General features: G+C 45.5%; 16 protein-coding genes. 11 read left to right on the plus strand and 5 right to left on the minus strand.

Annotated elements, in window-relative coordinates:
• Positions 1-8: 8 nt before the first annotated feature.
• Positions 9-3,545, minus strand: a complete 3,537-nt coding sequence (smc, locus tag ACAY30_RS08970) for a chromosome segregation protein SMC (RefSeq protein ID WP_290251040.1) — start codon at positions 3,543-3,545, stop codon at positions 9-11.
• 292 nt (positions 3,546-3,837) lie between these two features.
• Between smc and cysZ the strand changes: the two genes are divergently transcribed.
• Both cysZ and ACAY30_RS08980 read left to right on the plus strand, forming a co-directional pair.
• Positions 3,838-4,587, plus strand: a complete 750-nt coding sequence (gene cysZ / locus ACAY30_RS08975; protein WP_290251041.1) for a sulfate transporter CysZ — start codon at positions 3,838-3,840, stop codon at positions 4,585-4,587.
• A 105-nt stretch (positions 4,588-4,692) separates the two neighbouring features.
• Positions 4,693-6,036, plus strand: a complete 1,344-nt coding sequence (locus tag ACAY30_RS08980) for an anti-phage deoxyguanosine triphosphatase (RefSeq protein WP_290251042.1) — start codon at positions 4,693-4,695, stop codon at positions 6,034-6,036.
• A gap of 8 nt (positions 6,037-6,044) precedes the next feature.
• Here ACAY30_RS08980 and ACAY30_RS08985 read toward each other — a convergent pair whose 3' ends face one another.
• From ACAY30_RS08985 to ACAY30_RS08995, 3 genes are all read right to left on the minus strand, one after another.
• Positions 6,045-7,160, minus strand: coding sequence for a patatin-like phospholipase family protein (locus tag ACAY30_RS08985; protein ID WP_290251043.1), 1,116 nt, complete (start codon positions 7,158-7,160; stop codon positions 6,045-6,047).
• Positions 7,161-7,244: 84 nt separating this feature from the next.
• Entirely contained in the window at positions 7,245-9,089 is a 1,845-nt protein-coding gene (locus ACAY30_RS08990) for a protein kinase (RefSeq protein WP_290251044.1), read from the minus strand.
• A 241-nt stretch (positions 9,090-9,330) separates the two neighbouring features.
• Positions 9,331-10,362 (minus strand): CNNM domain-containing protein, encoded by a 1,032-nt coding sequence (locus tag ACAY30_RS08995; protein ID WP_290251045.1) that lies wholly within the window; start codon positions 10,360-10,362, stop codon positions 9,331-9,333.
• 805 nt (positions 10,363-11,167) lie between these two features.
• On the opposite strand from ACAY30_RS08995, the gene ACAY30_RS09000 reads away from it, so the two are divergent.
• From ACAY30_RS09000 to nhaD, 9 genes are all read left to right on the plus strand, one after another.
• Positions 11,168-13,075, plus strand: a complete 1,908-nt coding sequence (locus tag ACAY30_RS09000; RefSeq protein ID WP_290251046.1) for an EAL domain-containing protein — start codon at positions 11,168-11,170, stop codon at positions 13,073-13,075.
• Between the two features lie 154 nt (positions 13,076-13,229).
• Entirely contained in the window at positions 13,230-13,808 is a 579-nt protein-coding gene (gene rsxA / locus ACAY30_RS09005; RefSeq protein ID WP_290251047.1) for an electron transport complex subunit RsxA, read from the plus strand.
• Positions 13,808-14,362: an electron transport complex subunit RsxB gene (rsxB, locus tag ACAY30_RS09010; RefSeq protein ID WP_290251048.1), complete on the plus strand. Its 555-nt coding sequence runs from the start codon at positions 13,808-13,810 to the stop codon at positions 14,360-14,362. Before rsxA ends, rsxB begins: the two co-directional genes overlap by 1 nt.
• 10 nt (positions 14,363-14,372) lie before the next feature.
• Positions 14,373-16,751, plus strand: coding sequence for an electron transport complex subunit RsxC (gene rsxC / locus ACAY30_RS09015; RefSeq protein ID WP_290251049.1), 2,379 nt, complete (start codon positions 14,373-14,375; stop codon positions 16,749-16,751).
• A 6-nt stretch (positions 16,752-16,757) separates the two neighbouring features.
• Complete coding sequence (gene rsxD, locus ACAY30_RS09020; RefSeq protein ID WP_290251050.1) at positions 16,758-17,813, plus strand: electron transport complex subunit RsxD; 1,056 nt, start codon at positions 16,758-16,760, stop codon at positions 17,811-17,813.
• Between the two features lie 14 nt (positions 17,814-17,827).
• Complete coding sequence (gene rsxG, locus ACAY30_RS09025; RefSeq protein WP_290251051.1) at positions 17,828-18,475, plus strand: electron transport complex subunit RsxG; 648 nt, start codon at positions 17,828-17,830, stop codon at positions 18,473-18,475.
• Positions 18,462-19,166 (plus strand): electron transport complex subunit E, encoded by a 705-nt coding sequence (locus ACAY30_RS09030; RefSeq protein ID WP_290251052.1) that lies wholly within the window; start codon positions 18,462-18,464, stop codon positions 19,164-19,166. The genes rsxG and ACAY30_RS09030 overlap by 14 nt, the downstream gene beginning before the upstream one ends.
• A gap of 97 nt (positions 19,167-19,263) precedes the next feature.
• A complete protein-coding gene (gene nth / locus ACAY30_RS09035; protein WP_290251053.1) occupies positions 19,264-19,944 on the plus strand; it encodes an endonuclease III in 681 nt (226 codons plus the stop codon).
• Positions 19,945-20,031: 87 nt separating this feature from the next.
• Positions 20,032-21,261 carry a sodium:proton antiporter NhaD gene (gene nhaD, locus ACAY30_RS09040; RefSeq protein ID WP_290251054.1) on the plus strand — a complete coding sequence of 410 codons (1,230 nt, stop codon included), beginning with the start codon at positions 20,032-20,034 and terminating at the stop codon, positions 21,259-21,261.
• A gap of 134 nt (positions 21,262-21,395) precedes the next feature.
• Here nhaD and ACAY30_RS09045 read toward each other — a convergent pair whose 3' ends face one another.
• On the minus strand, positions 21,396-21,722 hold the full coding sequence (locus ACAY30_RS09045; protein ID WP_290251055.1) for a heavy metal-binding domain-containing protein: 327 nt from the start codon (positions 21,720-21,722) through the stop codon (positions 21,396-21,398).
• Positions 21,723-21,817: the final 95 nt, after the last annotated feature.

Consider the following 21,817-nt stretch of genomic DNA (forward strand, 5'->3'; position numbering starts at 1 on the left):
AAGCCTGTTTACACTGCTTCTGCCATTGCGATTGCTTCGTCAATATCTACAGCGACCATTCTTGAAACTCCAGGTTCAAACATAGTTACTCCAGTTAAATGCGAAGCCATTTCCATGGCGATTTTATTGTGACTGATATAGATAAATTGCACCGATTTCGACATTTCTTCAACCAATTTGCAAAACCGTCCAACATTGGCATCGTCCAGTGGTGCATCCACTTCATCGAGCATACAGAACGGCGCGGGGTTGAGTCTAAATATGGCAAACACCAATGATAATGCGGTTAGCGCTTTTTCACCACCAGAAAGTAAGGCAATGGTACTATTTTTTTTGCCTGGCGGTCGAGCCATAATGCTCACACCAGTGTCAAGTAGGTCATCAGATGTTAACTCTAAATGCGCACTACCCCCACCAAAAACCTTGGGAAACAATACGTTAAGATCACTATTAATTTGCTCAAAGGTGTCTTTAAACTTGGCTTTAGTCTCTCTATCTATTTTTGCGATAGCCGACTCCAACGTTGCTAAGGCCTGTTGTAAGTCATCGTTTTGTTGTTGTAAAAACCGATTGCGCTGCGACTGCTGTTCAAACTCTTCAATAGCGGCTAAGTTGATCGCGCCGAGTTTGGTCACAGACTTGGCCACACGCGCCAGCTTTACGTTCCACTGGCTTTCTGATGCCTTGCTATCAAGCGACGCGATGACCTCGTCCATGTGTTGATTCAATTCGAGCAACTGGTCGCTGGCGGCACTTGCTTTGACTTTATAACTTTGACTGTCGATATCAAACTTTTGTATTACCTGTTGACAATCCGATATCGACTTAGCAAGTTGTTGCTGCCGAGCGTTTAACTCTTCAATCTGTTGATGAGTTTGTTGCAACTGCAAATGAATCGCTTTTTGCTCGCTGTCTAAGGCTGAGCGTTGCTCTAATAACCCTTGCAGGTTAACTTGCTCCTGTTGCAACGGTTGTAAACTGCTTTTAGCATCGCTTTGGTGCATTGCTATTTGCTGACAAATATCGGCCAGTTGCTGCTGATCGCGTTGCATCGCTTGACGACTTGCCTCGTTCTCACTAACCAGTTTCTGTTGCTCCAACATCAGCGCCTGCTGGCGTTCTGCGTCGTGCTGGTATCGTTCAGACAAGTGCGCAGATCGGGCTAACAACGGTTGCTTTTGCTCAGCGAGTTGCTTGGCCGCAGCGGCATCGTTTTGACACAGTTGGGCAAGCTGTTTTTGTTCATTGCGCACCGTTAAACAATGCTGTTGTTCTTGTTCGCACTGTGCTGTTAACGCCTCAATTTGTGCGCTAATTCGCGTTTGTTGCTGTTGCTTTAACTGCAGCGCTTGCTGATTCAATTGCAACGTCTGTTGCTGTTGCTGCCATTGCTCTTGAGTATTTTGCAATGTGGTTTGCCACGTTGACAGTGCTGTTTGCTGCTCATCAAGCTGTTTCTGGTCGTGCTGCAAGCGCTGTTGACACTGACTTAAGTCTTGTTCTGCCTCAGCCAACGCTTGCTTTACTGAGCGATATTGCGCTTTTCGCGCTAATTGGCCTTGGTTGTCGGTTAGCACACCTTTTCTCATCCAAGATGTAGATAACCAAAGCCCGCTTTTACTGATCAGAGAAAACTGGTCATTTGGCAATAACGCCACGTAGTCATCTAAATACTGCAAACTATCAATAATAAGCACCTTATTTAAGGTGTTGGCTAGCGCCCCAGCATTGGTTACTTTGCTGTCTAGTCGACTGAGCTTGGCCAAGCGATTGGCCAGTGGCACCGGTTTACTCATTCCATCCAATGTACAATCGTGTTCACCTAGCATCTGAGTATTTTTGACTAGCGCCACTTTCGATACATCAACACATGCTGGCCAGTTATCAACCAAATTCGCGGCTAAAAAATGCTCCAACACCATTTCTACCGCTAGCTCCCAACCGGGTTCAACATCTATCTGCTGAGCCAATGTCGGCGTTCCGTTTTCTCCGTATTGCTCAAGCCAACGCGCTTGCTCTAATTGCCAGTCGGCTTGTTCATTGAGCGCTGCCGATAAAGCGTCCATTTGTGATTGCAACTTATCGCACTGCCGCAAAAGGTGTTGCTCATCGCGTTGTTGTTCCGCCAAGCTGGCCTGTATAGCTGTAACCTGTTGTTCTAATTCATTAACCTGTTGACGATGTTGACTCACATCACGAGCAAGTTGCTTTTCACTTTCGACCAGCAGCGTCACAGCGTGTTGTTGCTCTTCGATATCTAATTGAGCCAGCTCACTGTGCAAACTGTCTAAACGCTGACTGGTTTGTTGTTGGGCCTGCTGTGCCGTCTGCAATCGGTTTTCACAAATTGCCAACTGCTTGTCATGCTCTGCTTTTTGTTGTTGACATGCGTCCCAACGCTGCTGCCAATCGTGTTGCAGGTCAGTCATTTGTGCTTGTTCAGCTTTGAGCTGTGCGAGCTGGTCGTTGGTCGCTAATAACTCAGCGGCAATGTGATCCAGTTGTTGTTGCAACTGCTGTTGGGTCTGTTGATGATTGCCAATTAGCGCCTCTGTTTTGGTTTTCGTCTGCTCTAGTTGGTTTAATGTGCGCTCATCGTTTTGGCGCTTTTCTTTGAAGTGCTTAATGCGTTGCTCAATACCGGCAATACTCGAGGTGACTGATAATATTTTGTCGTTAAGGCGTTGCTGTTCATCACTGACCGTCACTTGTTGACCACGAGTTGCAACAATGTCTTTTTCCGCTGCCGCGTAATTGGCTCGGTGCTGTTCCAATAGCGTTTGCTGCTCGCTTCGCTGGCGCATCAGCGCCGTCAATTGGTTTTGACACTCGCGGTAACGGATGGCAGCAAGCTGCGCTTTGAGTTGTCGCTCTTGCTGTTTTAATTGGCGAAAGCGAGTCGCTGCCTCAGCCTGTGCGTGCAATTTTTCTATCTGTTGAGACAGCTCTTGGCGAATATCGGCAAGTCGAGCTAGGTTATCTCTTGTGTGTCGGATGCGGTTTTCAGTTTCTCGGCGGCGCTCTTTGTATTTTGATACGCCTGCTGCTTCTTCGATAAACACCCGTAATTCTTGCGGTTTTGATTCAATCAACCGAGAAATCATGCCCTGTTCGATAATTGCGTAACTGCGCGGTCCTAAACCCGTGCCTAAAAATATATCCGTAATGTCTTTGCGACGGCATTTACTGCCATTGAGGTAATAGGTGTTTTGAGCATCGCGGTTAACGACGCGTCGAATAGAAATTTCACTTCGATTGGCCAATGACCCTTGTATGCTGCCCGATGAATTGTCAAAAACCAATTCAACACTGGCTTGACTAACAGGCTTGCGCGCTGTTGAACCATTGAATATGACGTCGGTCATTGAGTCGCCGCGTAAATTTTTCGCCGAGCTCTCGCCGAGAACCCAGCGCACAGCATCAATGATATTTGATTTGCCGCAGCCATTAGGTCCCACAATAGCAGTCATGTCAGTTTCAAACGGCACTTGAGTGACGTCTACAAAAGACTTAAATCCTGCTAATTTAATTTTCTTGAGCCGCATGCAAAGGTTCGTATAAATATGGGTTACTTATTATTATCGTTGTCAGTATTGTAAGGACACACAGTTAATCACACCTACCGCTGAGCCGGCGGTTAGCCCTGTTACTGTGCGTTTACTTTACCAAATAAACTCACGCTTTGTAACAATTTTCGCTGTTGTTGCCAAAGCTTAATTCGTTATACTAAAAAATATGCTCTCTCGCTGGCTCGATTGACACCAACCAAGTCCGGTATCGGTTGTCACGTGGTGTTTAGGCAGCGAGTTACAGATTCAGTAATTACAAGGATACCGTATGAACCGCAGGCGCTATGAGCCAATCGCCCAAAATGGTGCAGGCTATTTTTTTAAAGGTTTTGAATTAATAAGAACGCCAGGCATTCGTCGATTTGTATTTGTGCCTCTATTAGTTAATTTGCTTATTTTTTCTGTCGCGTTTTACTACTTGAGCCAATACATATCGGAGATTATGCTTGGTTTTGAACAATGGTTAGGAGGCGACTGGGCTTGGTTAGTGGTGTTGGTTGAACCGTTACTTTATATTACCGCGCTGATTTGTTTTTCGTTTTTCTTTTCGACGTTTGCCAACTGGATAGCCGCACCGTTTAATGGCTTACTCAGTGAAAAAATGGAACAACTGTTATCTGGCCAACAACTCAGCGACGGTGGTTTGAGTGCTGTTATTAAGGACATTCCGCGCACCTTATCTCGCGAGTGGTGCAAATTAAAGTATTACCTGCCTCGCGCCATTGGCTTTTTCATCGTGCTATGGGCGTTGCCGTTTTTTGGTCAAATTATCTGGTTTGTCTTTGTCGCCTGGATGATGGCGATTCAATATTGTGATTACCCGTTTGACAATCACAAAATCGCTTTTACCGATATGCGCTCCAAACTAGCCGAACACAAAGGTAAGTGTTTTAGCTTTGGTATTTGCGTCACCTTTGCTGCAATGGTGCCCATTGTAAACCTCATCGTCATGCCGGTTGCGATTTGCGGTGCCACCGCCATGTGGGTCGATCATTTTAGACAAGACTATCACCAGTAATCTGATAGATGCTGTAAAACTAGACGTCGAAGTGATTACGATAAATTGCTTAATTAGTGCAAGTTCAGTATGTTAGAGACATAACATGATAACTGGATAGCTTTTATGAATGGTGACTGGAGCGATCGACAAGCACTTGGCATACACACTCGTCAAGACGACCATCGGTCGCCTTTTCAGCGCGATAGAGCACGTATTTTACACTCCGCGGCGTTTCGTCGCCTGCAATCGAAAACCCAGGTGATGGGTGTGGGCCAAAGCGACTTTTATCGCACTAGGCTCACCCACTCGTTAGAAGCCGCGCAAATTGGCTCGGGCATTTGTGCGCAATTGCGCAATAAGTACCGACAACAATGTAGCCAACTTCTGCCAAATGACGACGCATTAATAGAAGCATTGTGCCTAGCGCATGATATCGGTCACCCGCCGTTTGGCCACGGAGGTGAAATTGCCTTAAACTTTATGATGCACAATTTCGGCGGTTTTGAGGGTAATGGGCAAACGTTGCGTATCGTCAGCAAACTCGAGCCATATACCGAACACTTTGGTATGAACCTGTCGCGTCGCACCTTATTGGGCTTGATCAAATATCCGCAATTTATTGATCTTTTAGCCAATCAACAGGCACAAACCCCTCCTGCTAATTTTCGCCAACTCAAGGCCAGCGATTGGTCACCGCCTAAAGGTTTGTACCAAGACGATAAAGCCATTGTTGACTGGATTTTATCGCCTCTTAGTGATGATGATAAAACGCTGTTTCAACAAATTAAGCGAAACCATTACAAACACCATAAAACCTGTTACAAGTCTCTCGACTGCTCAATTATGGAATTAGCCGATGATATTGCCTATGGTATTCATGACATGGAAGATGCCATTGTCACCCAAATGGTTAGCCAAGCGAGTTTTTACGAGCACGTGGTTGCGCCGCTCAGCTATTTAGATGAGCCGTTTATTCAGCAGCACATCCACTCGATTTTTGACAAGCTGTTTTCGGGTAAGCGCTATTTACAAAAAGATGCTATTGGTATGTTGGTAAATTATTTGATCACCCATATTGAACTTATCGATGTCAATCGACAGCAACAGGTTAACTTTGATGAACCGCTATTGCGCTTTAATGCAGCGCTGAGTAGCGCGCCTAAAAAAGCACTGCAGATTTTTAAGGATTACGTGTTGTGTTTTGTGATCAAACAACCATCCATTCAACGCATGGAATACAAGGGCCAACAAATCGTAATGGAACTGTTTGAGGCATTTGCCAGCGATCCCGAGCGCTTGTTACCGCACGACACAAGTAAAGCGTGGCAACAAGCGTGTCACACTGGCAATAACCCGCATCGAGTCATTGCCGACTACTTATCAAGCATGACGGACGAACACGCCACAGGCATTTACAGCAAACTATTTTTAACCCACAGTCATAGCAGTCGTACTGATCACGATTAGCGACACCGCTATATCAGCTTCAGTGGAATGTTTTGTGGTGGTGAGTGGCACAATTGGTCAAACTCATCGGCCAGTTTTTCGCTTTGTTGAACCACCTGTAAAAAATACTGACTGCGCTGTTGTGCTGCTAAGTGCTTAAAGTCGGTGCGATCGGGTATTTTTTTATACGGTAAGCTATTGATAAAATCATCACTTGGACTGAGTACCAGTACGTTGTCAAAGTGTTTCACATTACTGTAGCGATGCTTGACGTATTTATCGAACCAACCCGGCTTAAATTGATGAGCGAAATGCGGATACATCACCAATCCATCGAGGGTTTGTCGCGATGACGATTGACTGTCATCGACCGCGCTGATGTCAACCGGTTGAGCTAAAAAGGGCTGATCAAAATGATAGTCAATTAGGCCTCCATCACGGTACATACCCGGTTTTGCGCCATCAATATTTCTCACCCCATTAATCAACAGCGGGATCGCACCTGTGGCCAATAATGCGTGAAACGCATTGGTTGGTGTTAATGCGACTTGCTCAGAATCAATACCGTCGCGGTAATCAAATGGCGGCTGCTGCATTTGCTGTGAAAAAATCACCCGCTGGTAAAACCGTGACAGTCTGCGTCGTTCACCTCGATTGGCAATGGCGCTGGCCAGTAATCCAGAGGCTTGTAAAAAGGTGTTTTCAAACCGACTTAACCCTTTGCTGCGAGCAACCACTATGTGGTTGTGTACCAACGGATTGGTGGCAATTTGCTGCGCGCCAGTGGCTCCTAACACATAACTTAGCAGCTGCTCACTTTGCGCGCTAATTTGTTGTTTATTCGCATTTTTCGGATAGCTCAAATGGGCATACCCATCGATCAATCGATTAATTGCCGCCAATTTATCGGTTTGTGCATAGCAACTAAATCGCCACGCGCCTGCCGATGAGCCCAAGGTGGCGATGTCAGTTTTTCGGTATTTAAAAAACTCTCCACAAAAATAACGGTCGAGGCCGGCTAAAACAAACCACTTAGGCCCTCCACTGGCGCCAACAAGTGTTGAAAATAGCTCTTGCTTTAAGCCGTATTGGCGAATCGTTTGATATGCTTTTTTACCCGCATATAAGGTGAGTGATGAAGTCATACTGATTGTTGTTTATCGCTGATGGTAAATCTGCCAGTCAATGCGCCGTGCGGTCGAGATAACCGCGAAGCGATTGTTCTTGGGTTAACCGCAAATTATACGGTTGTCTATACTCTGCTTTGGATTGCGCGGATAAAAGTGCTCTGGTAGCTGGCTAATATGCTCAAAAAAGCGGGTATCTTTATAAGGCAACTTCATAAAGCCGGCGATTCCAAGATCATCAATACTCGGTAACAAAGCCAATAGCTTGTGCAAACACCGCTCAAACTGCTGATGTTTGCTGTGATCAAGTAACATCAGAGAACTGTGAATTTTTAAATGGCGCTCTAACACTTCAAAGATAATACAGCCGGTGTGATGAATACCGTTCATCTCTTTTAACACCGCCATAATATCATCGCCAAGGTGCAAATACTCGTCAGGATCTTTGCCGTCTTCAAAATAGGAATGCAGTTGAGAGACATTATTCAAATCGGTAATTTTGGACACCGTAAAAGGAATTGTTTGCCCGTCATTGGTAAACGGTAATCGTCGCTGCTCACGTTCAAAGTGCAGGGTGTCCTTGGCGTTGAACAGGCAAGATTTGAAGATACCAACGCGAAAAATACCTTGCGCCAAATTGATCATATTATTTACCGAGGCGTTAAAAGCGTACTCAACCGAAGGGTCGCACAATGTTAAATTGGAGTCTATGTATACGCCCTCTTTTTGCCAGCGTATGGCTAGCCCACCAACTACAGGGTACTTGCCCAAACGGCTCACCGCTGCAATGAATGCTTTTTCCGTGTCTCCCATCCCTGCAAGGTAGTTTTTATAGTATTTTTCCAACTGAACATCATCGACGTCGTATAAACTTTGTTGACTACCTTGCTCGCGCAAAAACGACTTACGCGAGCCATAGACGACCGTTTCAATTTCACCGAGTTCAGCGTTAATTGAAACGGGGATCAACGGACTAATCAGCGCCTTGCTCTGTTGCTTAGCGAGCACCAACTTTTTCAACAAGCCGACATTCTTAAACAAGTAATCCGCACCGTCTCTACGCAATTGCATGTCATTTGACAACATCGCATCTAATGACTTGGCCAGTACTTCTGGCAAACCCAAAGAACAGGCGGTGATCACTTTGTAACCGTAACGACACGACTGGCCAGATGCCAATGCATAAATCGTTGCCGCCATACCTTGCTCATCAAACCGGGGCGACGACAATGCCCCCGACAACTGCTCTTCACCGATAAAGTAAATATCGCCCATGCGTGAATTGGTTTGTTGAACATCACTACTCATTAAATCCATCACATTGGTTGCCGTCGTATTTGAGTCTTTGTCAACCTGAGCCCACACCGATGAGCCCCAGTCAATTAACTGCAGAGTTTGTGTTGATTCATCCCAAACAATATTAGACGGTTTGATATCGCCGTGAACTATGGGCTTTCCCATGCGATTGTTGTCAGGGTTGGAGATATAAGACAAAAGCTCGATCAGTTGAATGGTAATATTAACAATTTGCTCAGGTGGCAAGGGTCCGCTGCGCAGTGAAATCACCTCGAGATCATCACCCTTGGCTCGGCTCATGTGAATAATCGATTGTCGTTTGATCTTTAAATAGTCATACAAGGTTGGGATAGCGGGATGAGACAGCGCACTTTGCATTTGTGCTTCGTCTTCTAGGCGGTCTTGTACGTGCAACGGTAAGTCTAAACGGGAAAACTTAAAGACGTGTTGTTGTTGATTGTCATCAATCCCCTCAAAAACAAATCCGTAGGCCCCCTTCCCCAACATTTTGACCTGCTTATAACCAAGCTGATTGAGTTGCTGCATACACAACTCTATCCATCGCTTCAGTTTGGCTGCATCTTTTGAACTCAGTAGATATATCGACTGATCTTCAGCAATATAAAAATGTCGTAACTTTGTTTGCGGCACCGCTAATTCCCTAAAACGCGAGCTGTTTTATCAGTGATTACAAGCTATTATGACAAGGTCTAAGCGCGTTGTGAATGCAATTTTTACAACGCGGGTATCGTTCAAAGATCAACCGCGTCAAAGATTATCAACGGGCAACGCGACAATGCTGGTTGCTGACCGTGATTTAGCAACAGCGTCAATAACCTAAGTTGATGCTGCAGTATCAACCCCATCACCGTTGCACGACTACACCGGCGTACTATTTTTCTAACTTATTGCGCAAACGCTCGCGATATTTGCTGCGCGCAAGCTTTTGCATATCGGCGACTCTGTCACTTTCATCAACAATTTCACGCCCCAAGATGGTCTCGATGGCGTCTTCTAAGGTGACAATACCGGCGGTTTGACCAAAGTGATCTTCAACCAGAAAGATGTGTTCGCCGCGCTTGATAAACAAGTCGAGTAAATTAAGTACCGGAAAGTTCTCAGAAATACGGTGTATGGGTTTACTGATTGCCTTGAGTTGCAAATCGCCATTACCCTGTCGATCATTTTCATACAATTGGCCTTTAATGATAACCCCGGTGATGTTATCAATACTGTCTTTGTAAATAGGGATACGGGTAAATACCGCTGTTTGCTCGGTTTTTAACGCATCAACCACTTTGGTATCCTCATTGAGGGCATGTACAACGGAACGAGGAGTCAATATATCTGAGGTTTTCGCCTCGCGTAGCGTTAATATGTTTTCCACCAACTGATTTTCTTGACTGACAATCGCACCGTCTTTATAGCTTAAACTCGCGACCGCTAGTACTTCCTCCCGCGAGGTACTGTAACTGCCCTTCGATGAAAACAGGCGAGTAATGCGCGTTGACAACCACACTAATGGAAACACCAATTTAACCAGTACGGCAATAATGTACGCCGACGGAATGGCCAATTGTCGCCAAAACGTTGCGCCGAGCGTTTTGGGAATAATTTCAGACAAATACAATATCGCCAGGGTCAATAAAAACGCGATCAACGTTTCCCATTTGTCGCCAAAGACTTTTATCGCTTGAGCTCCAACACCGGCAGCCCCCATGGTATGAGCAAAGGTGTTGAGAATGAGAATACTGGAAATGGATTGATCCAGATTGCCCTTCATTTTTGACAACATGGCGCCACGCCCTGCTTTTTTCATTTCCGCAATATAACTGGGAGGGATAGACAACAATACCGCTTCGAGTATCGAACACAAAAATGAGACGCCAATGGCAATTACCAAATAAATAATGAGTAAAGTCATAAACCTTTAAACTAATGTCATGTAGAATGTCTAGTGTAACAAATGATTAACGCGCGCGTTATAAAAAAATGTCCATTAAGCACCACTATAATAGGGGTTGCAAAAAGCCTGCATTGTCCCCATTGATAATTGAACAAACTGACTAACATCAATAAAAATCAATGGTGTTCCCCCCAAGAAAAGCCTATTAGCAAACCGGAATTAGCACTGAGCGATTGCTAGTTGATTGACCATCAAAGCACACTGACCACCGCAGGCACACTAGCACCGTTAGCACGCATCGGTAAAACGAGTACAACAGCTACATATCATCACCGCAGATGCGCTTACATTGGTGACAAAGCCAGCCGAAAGCTTGCCTTATTACAGCGCACGTCAACCGCCCGCGTTAATCGCTCGACTAATCAATCGACTAATCAATCAGTTAATCAGCTCGCGAAAGCACTTCCCGTCACGGGGTGTCGACTCGCTACACCACGTGAAACAGATAAAAAAATTATATTACAAATCAGCATACTAGTTAAAAAATGCGATTGAGTAACGAAGTTAAATTTGACTCAATCAGCAATAATAATATATTGCTTTTATAGCGTATTTTTAATATGTTATACGAGTCTAAATACCAGTTGTCTGATTTTTTTAATCAAGTGCAATTCGCATATGTGTATCAACGCTGAAGAACACACTCTAAATAGCATGACATTTACGAGCGATGACTGTAATTAGTAAGGGAATTTAACAACAAAAATAAGTCGCCTCACCCGCTATGGCGCCGGCTTGGTGGCTTTTACAACAGGGTTTATTTATGTCTTCATTTTCTCGAATATTTTTCAAGAATTTGCTTATTACTGTCATCGTAGCGATCGCTTACGCTATCTTCAGTATGTATAGTCTCAAAGGTTTTGTCGAGGGTGCACAAAGCGACCACAAGACAACTCTGAATAAACTCATTCAAAACTACACAGGCGATAACGTAAAAGCTTTTGCCAAAGAACTAAAGCTGACCTTTGATTACGATCAGCTCAATATCACTGACTTAAATAACCAGCCGATTTACAGCTATCGCAATGCCCGTGCGGGGACGTCGCCGTTGTCACTGTTTGGTGCAGATATCGAACCAACGCGAATTGTTAACGACAACGTAGGGATTAAAGTTCTCTTCAAAACTAACAATGATGCGCTGTACAACGTATTTTACAAAATTACTGTGTTTATAGCGGCAGTCGGTTTGCTGTTGTTATTTGCAAGTTCTCTGATCACCTCGAAAATGGTCAGCCGAGCTTATCGCAAAGCATCGCAAAAGCTGTCTCAGAACATTGCCAGCGACATAAAAACCGCTATCGAAAATCGCGATACGGGTACTCAGTTGTCGTTGCCAACTGAGTTTTCCGATGTAAACAATGTGTTGGTCGAACTGAAAACCTTCATCGCCCAAAAAGTTATTCGCACCCAACAATTAGAGCAAACGGCTTATGTAGACCCACTAACCGAGTTAGAAAATCGCAGTGGTTTTATTGATTACTTCGATACCTACAGTAAAACCCACGGCGCGTCATTTTTTGGCGTGCTTGTGGTCACGCGAAGTTCCGAGCTGTCAACAATCAATAAAGTACACGGTTACATGGAAGGCGATCGCTATATCTGTCAAATCGCTAACATCTTAAAATCCCATTGTAAACACATTGAAGGTGCGAAGGTTTATCGTTTAAATGGCTCCGATTTTGCAACCTTTTTACCCAATACTACGCTAAAAGTTGCGCAAAGTTACTGCGACGAACTAACTGGTTTATTTAACGAGTACCAGCAACTGACTGATTATGATTCGATCGCCTATTCGGGTTTAGTCAACCTAGACACCAAGCGCCCGCTGGGCGAGCATTTGGCCTTGGCTGATTCAGCCATCAGCATGGCACAAACGCGCAACAAAAACTCCTGGTATGCACCGAGTAAAAGCGCGCTCCAAGAACAAGAGCGCGGTGCCCTTGGTAACCAAAACTGGAGCAAAGAGATTGACTTTGTTATAGAAAATCAAAGTGTTAAATTATTAGGGCAACTGATTCAACCAAGTGGTCGCAACAACCGAATTTACCATGAAGTGCTGTCGCGCTTTACCAGTTCTGAAGGTGATATATTGCCTACCGCGACATTTATTGCCATGGCGGAAAAATTAGACAAAATGGTGTTAATTGATCGCCTTGTAATAGAAAAAACCTTGTCCGAGATCAAATCGAAAAACTTAACCAAACAAATGTTTGGTATTAACTTATCGATTCGTTCAATTCACGACGAGCACTTTGTGATTTGGTTGGAACGCCGCCTGTTAAAAGAACACGACATCGCTGCTCGCTTGGTCTTTGAAGTGAGTGAATTCGGCTTAGAGCAAAATATTCGCGGAAGTAAGTATTTTATCGATATGGCACACCGCATTGGCTCTCGCATTTGTGTGGAGCGTTTTGGCTTAGGTATGACTTCATTTAAATTCTTTAATGAATTGCAACCTGACTACGTCAAAATGGACGGCAGTTACACCCGAGATTTGCATCTGAGCAAAAACAATCAGTACTTCTTGCGCTTGATGATCGACTTGGCCCACCGCCTCGGTGTGCGAGTATTAGCCGAGAGTGTTGAAACTCAGGAAGAAAAATACGCCTTAGATGAAATTTTTGTCGACGGCAGCCAAGGCTATTACTTAGGTAAACCGGAAGCGCTTTAACGCGCTTTCGTGCCTTCAGGGCGACGACACAGCAAACTCAGCGCAACTTCTCGCGCAAAAAACACCCAATCAAAAATAACCTTACACACAACAAGTTGTTAAATTGTCTATAAACTAGGATAATAACCGCATAGATTTCTACAAATACAGATAAATGACTGATTACTTATTACTTTTGATTGGAACGGTGTTAGTAAATAACTTCGTTTTGGTTAAGTTTCTGGGACTTTGCCCGTTTATGGGTGTTTCGTCGCGCACCGAAACCGCAATTGGTATGTCTCTGGCGACAACCTTTGTCCTTACCCTAGCCTCTCTACTCAGTTATCTATTTAGTACCTACTTACTTCAACCACTTGGTTTAGAATACTTGACAACCATGGGCTTTATTCTTGTGATCGCCGTGGTGGTGCAATTTACCGAGATGGTAGTACAAAAGACATCGGCAAACCTTTATCGTTTGCTTGGCATTTTTCTGCCACTGATCACCACAAACTGTGCCGTATTAGGGGTGGCCCTGCTCAACTTGTACGAACAGCACAACTTTTTGCAATCGATTGTGTACGGTTTTGGCGCCGCGGTAGGCTTTTCCATTGTGTTGATTATGTTCTCCGCCATGCGAGAGCGACTCGCTAATGCCGATGTACCTGCGCCGTTCCAAGGAGCTGCTATTGCGATGATAACCGCGGGACTTATGTCGTTGGCATTTATGGGCTTTGCGGGGTTAGTTAAATAATGGAATTTCTGCTCTCAATCGTCGTGTTTGGTCTACTTGCCGCTGCTTTTGGTGCACTCCTGGGTTTTGCCTCGGTAAAATACAAAGTTGAAGGCGACCCACTGGTTGAACAAATTGATGCGCTGTTACCGCAAACCCAGTGTGGGCAATGTGGCTACCCAGGCTGTAAACCTTACGCTAAAGCGGTTGCCGATGGTGATGCCATTAATAAATGCGCGCCAGGTGGTGAAGATACGATTAAAAAAATCGCGGATTTAATGGGTGTTGAAGCAATTCCGCTCGACCAAGCACACGCATCGGACAACACACCCAAAGTCGCTTTTATTGTTGAAGAGGACTGCATTGGCTGTACGAAGTGCATTCAGGCCTGTCCGGTTGATGCAATCACCGGCGCGGCCAAGCAAATGCACACCGTTATTGCCGACGAATGCACGGGGTGCGATTTATGTGTCGACCCATGCCCTGTCGACTGTATAAAAATGATCCCCATTGCGCAAACGCCTGAAACGTGGCAGTGGGATCTTGAGTCCATTGATATCGTTCAGATAGATTAGTGAGGTAAATGTGGAATCTGTCATTGAACGCATTAAACAAAACAAATTTTTCGACTTTGCCGGTGGTATACACCCGCCGGAGCAAAAGCTTATCTCTAATACTAAGCCAATCAAGCACATAGACTTGCCCGAACAACTTATTTTGCCGTTAAAACAGCACATTGGTAAGCCCGGAGATTTATTGGTTAAGGTTGGCGATAAGGTATTAAAAGGCCAAGCGCTAAGCAAAAATGGCAACCCTATGGCCGTCCCCGTGCACGCGCCGACATCGGGTACTGTGACGGCGATTAAACCATCGACCATTGCCCACCCTTCAGCAATGAAAGAGCTGTGCTTATTCATTCAGCCTGACGGCCAAGATCAATGGCGTGAGCGTCAACTGATCGATGACTATAAAACACTATCAAAAGCCGCGTTGATCGACAAAATTAGCGATGCGGGTATCGTCGGTTTAGGTGGCGCTGGCTTTCCTACCAACATCAAAGTCAATGTACAGCCGGGTATTAAGTTCTTAATTATCAACGCCGCTGAGTGCGAACCGTATATTACCGCTGACGATTTGCTCATGCGCGAGCAAGCGGCCGTCATTGCCTCGGGCATCGACATCCTCGATCACTTACTCGAACCCGAATACGTGCTAATCGGCATTGAAGATAACAAACCCGAAGCGATTAAAGCACTACAACAAGCCACACAACACAATGAAAAAATTCAGGTTTGTGTGTTACCGACAAAATACCCTACCGGTGGTGAAAAACAGCTAATCAAAGCGCTGACGAACCAAGAAGTGGCCACTGGAGTATTGCCAGTTAACATGGGCATCGTGGTGCAGAACGTGGCGACTGCGTTTGCCATTAGTGAGGCAGTATTACGCGATACACCACTTATTCAACGGGTGATCACCGTGACAGGCCAAGCCATCGAAAAGCCACAAAATTTGTGGGTGCCGTTGGGCACACCAATCGCCCATTTATTGTCACAGGTGGGGTTTAAGCCGCATCACAAGCAACGCATTATTATGGGTGGACCGCTAATGGGTTTTGCCTTGGCAGACTTAAATGTCCCAGCGGTGAAAACCACCAACTGTATTTTAGCGCCGAGCGAAGTCGAAATCGCCGCAACAGAACAAGAAATTGAATGTGTGCGCTGTGGACAATGTGCTGACGTTTGCCCGCAGAGCTTGTTGCCACAAGAGTTACAATGGTACGCTAAAGCCAAAGACTACGACAGACTCGAGCAACTCAACCTATTTGACTGTATTGATTGCGGCGCCTGTGCGTACGTGTGTCCAAGCCATATCCCCCTTGTCCATTACTACCGCGTCGCCAAAGCAACCATTCGCTTTAACAAGCAGCAAGAAGCCAAAGCTGAAAGAGCTAAATTGCGATTTGAAGCGAGAAAGGTTCGGCTTGAACGCGAAAAACAAGAGCGTGAACAAAAGCACAAACAAGCACTTGAAGCTCGTCGCCAAGCGATGAGCAAAGAACAGAGCAAGGCGAGTAATTCTGCAGTTGCGGCGGCATTGGCGAGAGTGAAAGCAAAAAAGGCGGCACAAGCAGACAACGACACAAGCCAATCCACTCCTGCTCAGCCGCTAGACGCCAAAGCCAGAGCAGCTGCCGCAATTGAGCGAGCAAAGGCGAAGAAAGCTGCGGCACAAGCTAATAAATCAGATGAGTCCGCAGCTGAACAGCCGCTAGATACTAAAGCCAGAGCAGCTGCCGCAATTGAGCGAGCGAAGGCGAAGAAAGCTGCGGCACAAGCTAATAAAACAGATGAGTCCGCAGCTGAACAGCCGCTAGATGGCAAAACCAAAGAGGCCAGAGTGGCAGCCGCAATTGAGCGAGCAAAGGCGAAGAAAGCTGCAGCACAAGCTAATAAAACAGATGAGCCAGCAGCTGAACAGCCACTCGATGACAAAACCAAAGAGGCCAGAGTGGCAGCCGCAATTGAACGAGCGAAGGCGAAGAAAGCTGCTGCACAAGCTAATAAAACAGATGAGTCCGCAGCTGAACAGCCACTCGATGGCAAAACCAAAGAGGCCAGAGTGGCAGCGGCAATTGAACGAGCGAAGGCGAAGAAGGCCGCCAGTCAGAGTACTCAAACTGACGACAATGACGACGCTGTTGCTAGCGCCGATGATACGTCCAGTGTAGGTGGTGATTCAACGATTGATAGCAAAGCGGCTGCCAAAGCGCGTGCCATCGCCAAAGCAAAACAAAAAGCTATGGCGAGAAAAGCCACACAAATTACAGAGCCTGCCGATGATAGCGGTGTGCGCTCTGAGCAAGAGCAAGGCTCTGCCATTGACAATAAAAAGGCGAAAATAGCCGCCGCCGTTGCAAAAGCCAAAGCCAACAAGCAACGAAAAAACGAACAAGGTGAGTAATCATTCATGGCCTATTGGATAGCAAGTTCTCCACATAACCACGTCAAAGCAAAAACGCCAGTGTTAATGCGCACGGTGATTTTGGCAGCCATCCCGGGTATTGCGGCGCAATATTACTTTTTTGGTCCGGGAACTTTAATGCAAATCGGCTTAGCCGTGTTGTTTGCGGTATTGGCGGAAATTACCTTTTTAGCCATTCGCGATAAGCAAATTAAGACACAAATTTCTGATTTCTCAGCCGTACTTACCGGTGTGTTAATCGGTATATCGGTGCCCTCACTCGCTCCGTGGTGGATCACCGCGTTAGGCAGTATTTTTGCTATCGCTATAGTCAAACAACTCTACGGTGGATTGGGCTACAATTTGTTTAATCCAGCCATGGCCGCGTATGTGATGTTGCTGGTTAGCTTTCCCGTAGAAATGACATCTTGGCAACCGGCTATTGAGTTAATGAGTATCGATCTTAGCGCCTTTAATCACCTGTGGATTATTCTCACAGGCTTTACTTGGGAAGGTTTTTCTGTCGAGCAACTGCGAATGAATATCGATGGCGTGACCATGGCAACCCCGCTCGATACGCTTAAGACGGATTTAACGCTAGGATTAACGGTACAAGAAAGCTTTACTAAACCGGTCTTTGGCGAATATTTTGCGCTTGGCTGGGAGTGGATCAACATCGGCTTTTTTATTGGTGGTTTATACCTAATGGCAAAAAAAGCCATTGATTGGGTTATTCCAGTAAGCTTTTTAACCACCCTTTGGTTAGTCACCTTGATTGCCTACACCGTATCACCGGATAGCAGTGCATCGACCATGTTTCACTACCTGAGCGGTGGCACCATGCTAGGCGCCTTCTTTATATTGACCGATCCTGTATCGGCATCAACCACCCGCAATGGTCGCATCATTTACGCCGCCTCCATTGCGCTGATGGTATATATTATTCGCACCTTTGGTGGCTATCCCGATGCCATTGCTTTTGCCGTCTTATTGGCAAATATGATGGTGCCATTAATTGATCAGTACACCCGACCTCGAACCTATGGCCACAAGCAGAGCTAACTAGAGTATTGGTGATGAAAAAACAGATTGAACACAACGCAAAAATCTTGGCTATCTTTGCTATCGCCTGCACAGCAATGGTGTCTCTGGTAAGCTTGGCGACAAAAGACACCATTGCTCGCCAGCAACAAAAGCAGCTACTCGACACCTTGCACCAGGTTATTGCTGAAGATAAGGCCAACAATGATTTATACAACGACTGTAAGTTAATTAACGATCAAGAGCTGCTCGGTAGCAATCAGTGGCAAACCGCTTATGTGGCTCGCCTTGATAACCAGCCGACAGCCGTAGCGCTGACTACCATCGCCCCCAACGGGTACAACGGCAACATTGAGTTGATCGTGGCGATAAACATCGATGGTTCTATCAGTGGAGTGCGCGTGTTAGGCCATCAGGAAACACCGGGCCTTGGCGACAAAATAGAACTGCGCAAAGACAACTGGATTTTGACTTTTGACGGTCGCTTTTATCACGACGATAACGACTTGACTTGGGCGGTGAAAAAAGACGGCGGCGTGTTTGATCAATTTACCGGTGCAACCATAACCCCAAGAGCGGTTGTACAAGCGGTTAAAAATGCTCAAATTTATTTTGCCAAGCACAAACAAGAACTTATTTCAGTGCAAGCCTCTTGCCATGGAGACAACGATGACACAGCGTAGCGAATACAAAGAGTTAGCTTGGCAGGGTCTGTGGAAGAACAACCCTGGTCTTGTACAGTTACTTGGTCTGTGCCCGTTATTGGCAGTAACGGCGACGGTAACCAACGCATTGGGTCTAGGGTTAGCCACCTTGCTGGTATTGGTCTGTTCAAATGCCACAGTATCATTAATTCGCGATTACGTCCCCAAAGAGGTACGCATCCCAATTTTTGTGTTAATCATCGCCACGTTTGTAACCTGCGTAGAGTTACTGATGAACGCTTTCGCTTTTGGCTTGTATCAAAGCTTGGGTATTTTCTTACCCTTGATTGTCACCAACTGTGCGATCATCGGGCGCGCCGAAGCTTATGCCTCAAAAAACCCGTTAAAACAAGCGTGCTTTGACGGTTTGATGATGGGGTTGGGCTTTGCCGCAGTACTCGTGGTGCTTGGCGCAATTAGAGAAATTTTAGGTCAAGGTACCTTATTTGACGGTGCCGACCTCCTGCTTGGCGACTGGGCAAGCGCGTTGCGCATTGAGATATTTAGCTTTGATAGCAAATTTCTTTTGGCCATACTACCACCTGGTGCCTTTATCACCATGGGCTTTTTAATCGCCCTAAAAAACGCTATCGACAGTCGTATCAAAGCCAAGCAACCTATTGAAAAGCCATCTAACATTGAGCGGGTGCGGGTTAATTTTGACGGTTAACTACCAGTGGCAAAACCAACAACCGTCAACGTAGCAGTTGCGCCGTAAATGGTTAAGTTAAATACACATAAGCTAGGTCTGTTTTAAGGTGTGCAGTATGAGTACCTCGATCTCAAAAAAAGAAAAAGTACAAGCGATCATGACCATTCTCGATCAATTGTATCCGGAAGTTCCGATACCGCTTGATCACAAAGATCCCTATACTCTATTGGTTGCCGTGTTATTGTCAGCGCAATGTACCGATGAGCGGGTTAACCAAATTACGCCGAAACTGTTTGCGGTTGCGGACAACCCATATGACATGGTCAAACTGAGTATCGATGAAATAAAAGAAATCATAAAACCATGCGGTTTGTCACCAATGAAGTCTAAAGGCATTTGGCATCTATCTGAGATGATCATCAACCAACACGACGGTCAAGTACCACAAGACTTTAAAGCATTAGAAGCGATGCCCGGCGTTGGCCATAAAACGGCTTCGGTGGTGATGGCACAAGCGTTTAATGTACCGGCCTTTCCCGTCGATACCCATATTCATCGTTTGATGTATCGCTGGGGACTTTCCAATGGCAAGAGTGTTGAACAAACCGAGCGCGACGGCAAGCGCCTATTCCCCAAAGAGCGATGGAATGATCTGCATCTGCAAATCATTTACTACGGCCGCGAATATTGTCCGGCTCGAGGCTTTGACCTAGATAAATGTATTATTACCCGCCAATACGGGCGTAAGAGCTTTATTAATCAAGTACTAAAAGAACAAGCGAAAAAACGCAAATAACCCTTAAATAACATAACCCCAACAACGATGGCGCTTTTGGCGGGCTAACGCTCCCCTCTATGGCTCGCCACTGATGCAGATAATCACATGCAAACACTTATTATTGCTCTATCTCTTTTGGCTTTATTACTGGTCATATTCGAAGAGTCGATCCATATTAACAAAGCCAAAAGCACACTGTTTCTCGGTAGCTTGTGTTGGTTGATTTTATATATTGCGCCCAGCTCTGGCTTTTCTAGTGAGGTGATAACCGAGCACCTCAATGAAAACTTGCTTGAAATTGCCTCATTGTGGTTGTTTCTTATGGCTGCAATGACCTTTGTAGCCTATTTAAATAGCACCGGTTTTATTTCCGGTATTGTGCAACATCTGTTACCAACACAACTGTCTGAGCGAAAATTGCTGATCATATTAGGTATCACCGCGTTTTTGTTTTCTTCGCTTGCCGATAACGTAACTGCCACGCTCGTGTCAGTGGCCATTATCAGCCAATTGCAAATTGCTACCCGCAAGCGGATAAAATACGCGGCCTTAGTAGTTTTTGCCGTTAATAGTGGTGGTGTATCCTTGATCACTGGCGACGTGACCACATTAATGATATTCCTCGCCGATAAAGTGACCATTGCATCACTGTTGCAACTTGTTGTTCCGGCATTGGCTGGGGTGATCACTTTGGCGTTATTATTATCTCGAAACATGACAGAAACGGTGCAATTAACGGTTGAGAAAAAGCCGATTCACCCTACCGACAAAGTCATTGCGGCAATATTTTTAACCACTATCATTGCCACGTTAAGCTTTAATGTGATTTATCACATCCCGCCCGTACTGACATTTTTATTTGGTTTGAGTGTGATGTTTTTGACCGCCCACTTTATGCAACGGCCTAAAACCAACCAAAATGTGCTCAACTATATACGTGAGATCGAATTTGACACGCTGCTTTTCTTCCTCGGTATTTTGTTAATCGTCGGCGTGTTAAAAATGCTCCAAGTTCTCGATCACATCGCCCTGCTCTATCAGTACCTGCCAACGTCTGTTGCCAACTACCTGATGGGAATAAGCTCGTCATTGGTAGACAATGTGCCATTAACCGCTGCTGTGCTCAAGGCACATATCGATATGCAACCGTCTCACTGGCTATCGGTTACCTACGCAATGGGCGTCGGTGGTTCATTGCTAATCATTGGCTCTGCCGCGGGCATCATTGCGATGAGTAAAGTTAAAGAACTGAGCTTTATCAATTACTTGTCAATGTTTATACCATTGCTAATCGCTTATTCTGTCGGTTACTGGTTAACCGTGCTAATGACCTAAACAATGACTGGTTAAATAGTCACAGTAAACACCTGTCATAACGCTGCACCGCTGCAGTCAACATTGGCTTTGCTTAGCGGCGCAGTGCGGTTTATTCAGGGTGAGAGTCGATAAAGGCAGCGGCCTTATAAGTGCTAACTGCGCTTAAACCTGACCGCTGTTCCACTTACACTGACCATCATCATCCCGCCTTGTTGACCCACCACCTCGTAATCAATATCAATGCCTACAATACCATCAGCGCCTAAACTTGATGCCTTTTGCTCCATTTCATCAAACGCAATTTGTCTCGCTTTTCCCATCTCTTGCTCGTAAGCCCCGGAGCGGCCACCGACCACATCGCGTATCGCACCAAAAATATCTTTAAAAATGTTGGCCCCCAAAATGGCTTCGCCAACGACGACATCAAGGTAGTGTTCAATTTCTTGGCCATCGACCGATGACGTGGTTGTTTTTAACATAATTGCCCCTCTTCTCTGGTTGAAAATGTGACCCATCAAACGCAATAGGTTATATCGCTAAATCATCCGCTGATAAAATATCCGGCTCGGCAAGC

Origin of the sequence: Thalassotalea ponticola (genome assembly GCF_041379045.1) — a bacterium.
Lineage (GTDB): Bacteria > Pseudomonadota > Gammaproteobacteria > Enterobacterales > Alteromonadaceae > Thalassotalea_A > Thalassotalea_A ponticola.

What these genes read in the sequence shown, in the direction of transcription:
- smc (WP_290251040.1), bottom strand. Translation starts at nt 3,545, where the DNA reads ATGCGGCTCAAGAAAATTAAATTAGCAGGATTTAAGTCTTTTGTAGAC.
- cysZ (WP_290251041.1), top strand. Translation starts at nt 3,838, where the DNA reads ATGAACCGCAGGCGCTATGAGCCAATCGCCCAAAATGGTGCAGGCTAT.
- ACAY30_RS08980 (WP_290251042.1), top strand. Translation starts at nt 4,693, where the DNA reads ATGAATGGTGACTGGAGCGATCGACAAGCACTTGGCATACACACTCGT.
- ACAY30_RS08985 (WP_290251043.1), bottom strand. Translation starts at nt 7,160, where the DNA reads ATGACTTCATCACTCACCTTATATGCGGGTAAAAAAGCATATCAAACG.
- ACAY30_RS08995 (WP_290251045.1), bottom strand. Translation starts at nt 10,362, where the DNA reads ATGACTTTACTCATTATTTATTTGGTAATTGCCATTGGCGTCTCATTT.
- ACAY30_RS09000 (WP_290251046.1), top strand. Translation starts at nt 11,168, where the DNA reads ATGTCTTCATTTTCTCGAATATTTTTCAAGAATTTGCTTATTACTGTC.
- rsxA (WP_290251047.1), top strand. Translation starts at nt 13,230, where the DNA reads ATGACTGATTACTTATTACTTTTGATTGGAACGGTGTTAGTAAATAAC.
- rsxB (WP_290251048.1), top strand. Translation starts at nt 13,808, where the DNA reads ATGGAATTTCTGCTCTCAATCGTCGTGTTTGGTCTACTTGCCGCTGCT.
- rsxD (WP_290251050.1), top strand. Translation starts at nt 16,758, where the DNA reads ATGGCCTATTGGATAGCAAGTTCTCCACATAACCACGTCAAAGCAAAA.
- rsxG (WP_290251051.1), top strand. Translation starts at nt 17,828, where the DNA reads ATGAAAAAACAGATTGAACACAACGCAAAAATCTTGGCTATCTTTGCT.
- ACAY30_RS09030 (WP_290251052.1), top strand. Translation starts at nt 18,462, where the DNA reads ATGACACAGCGTAGCGAATACAAAGAGTTAGCTTGGCAGGGTCTGTGG.
- nth (WP_290251053.1), top strand. Translation starts at nt 19,264, where the DNA reads ATGAGTACCTCGATCTCAAAAAAAGAAAAAGTACAAGCGATCATGACC.
- nhaD (WP_290251054.1), top strand. Translation starts at nt 20,032, where the DNA reads ATGCAAACACTTATTATTGCTCTATCTCTTTTGGCTTTATTACTGGTC.
- ACAY30_RS09045 (WP_290251055.1), bottom strand. Translation starts at nt 21,722, where the DNA reads ATGTTAAAAACAACCACGTCATCGGTCGATGGCCAAGAAATTGAACAC.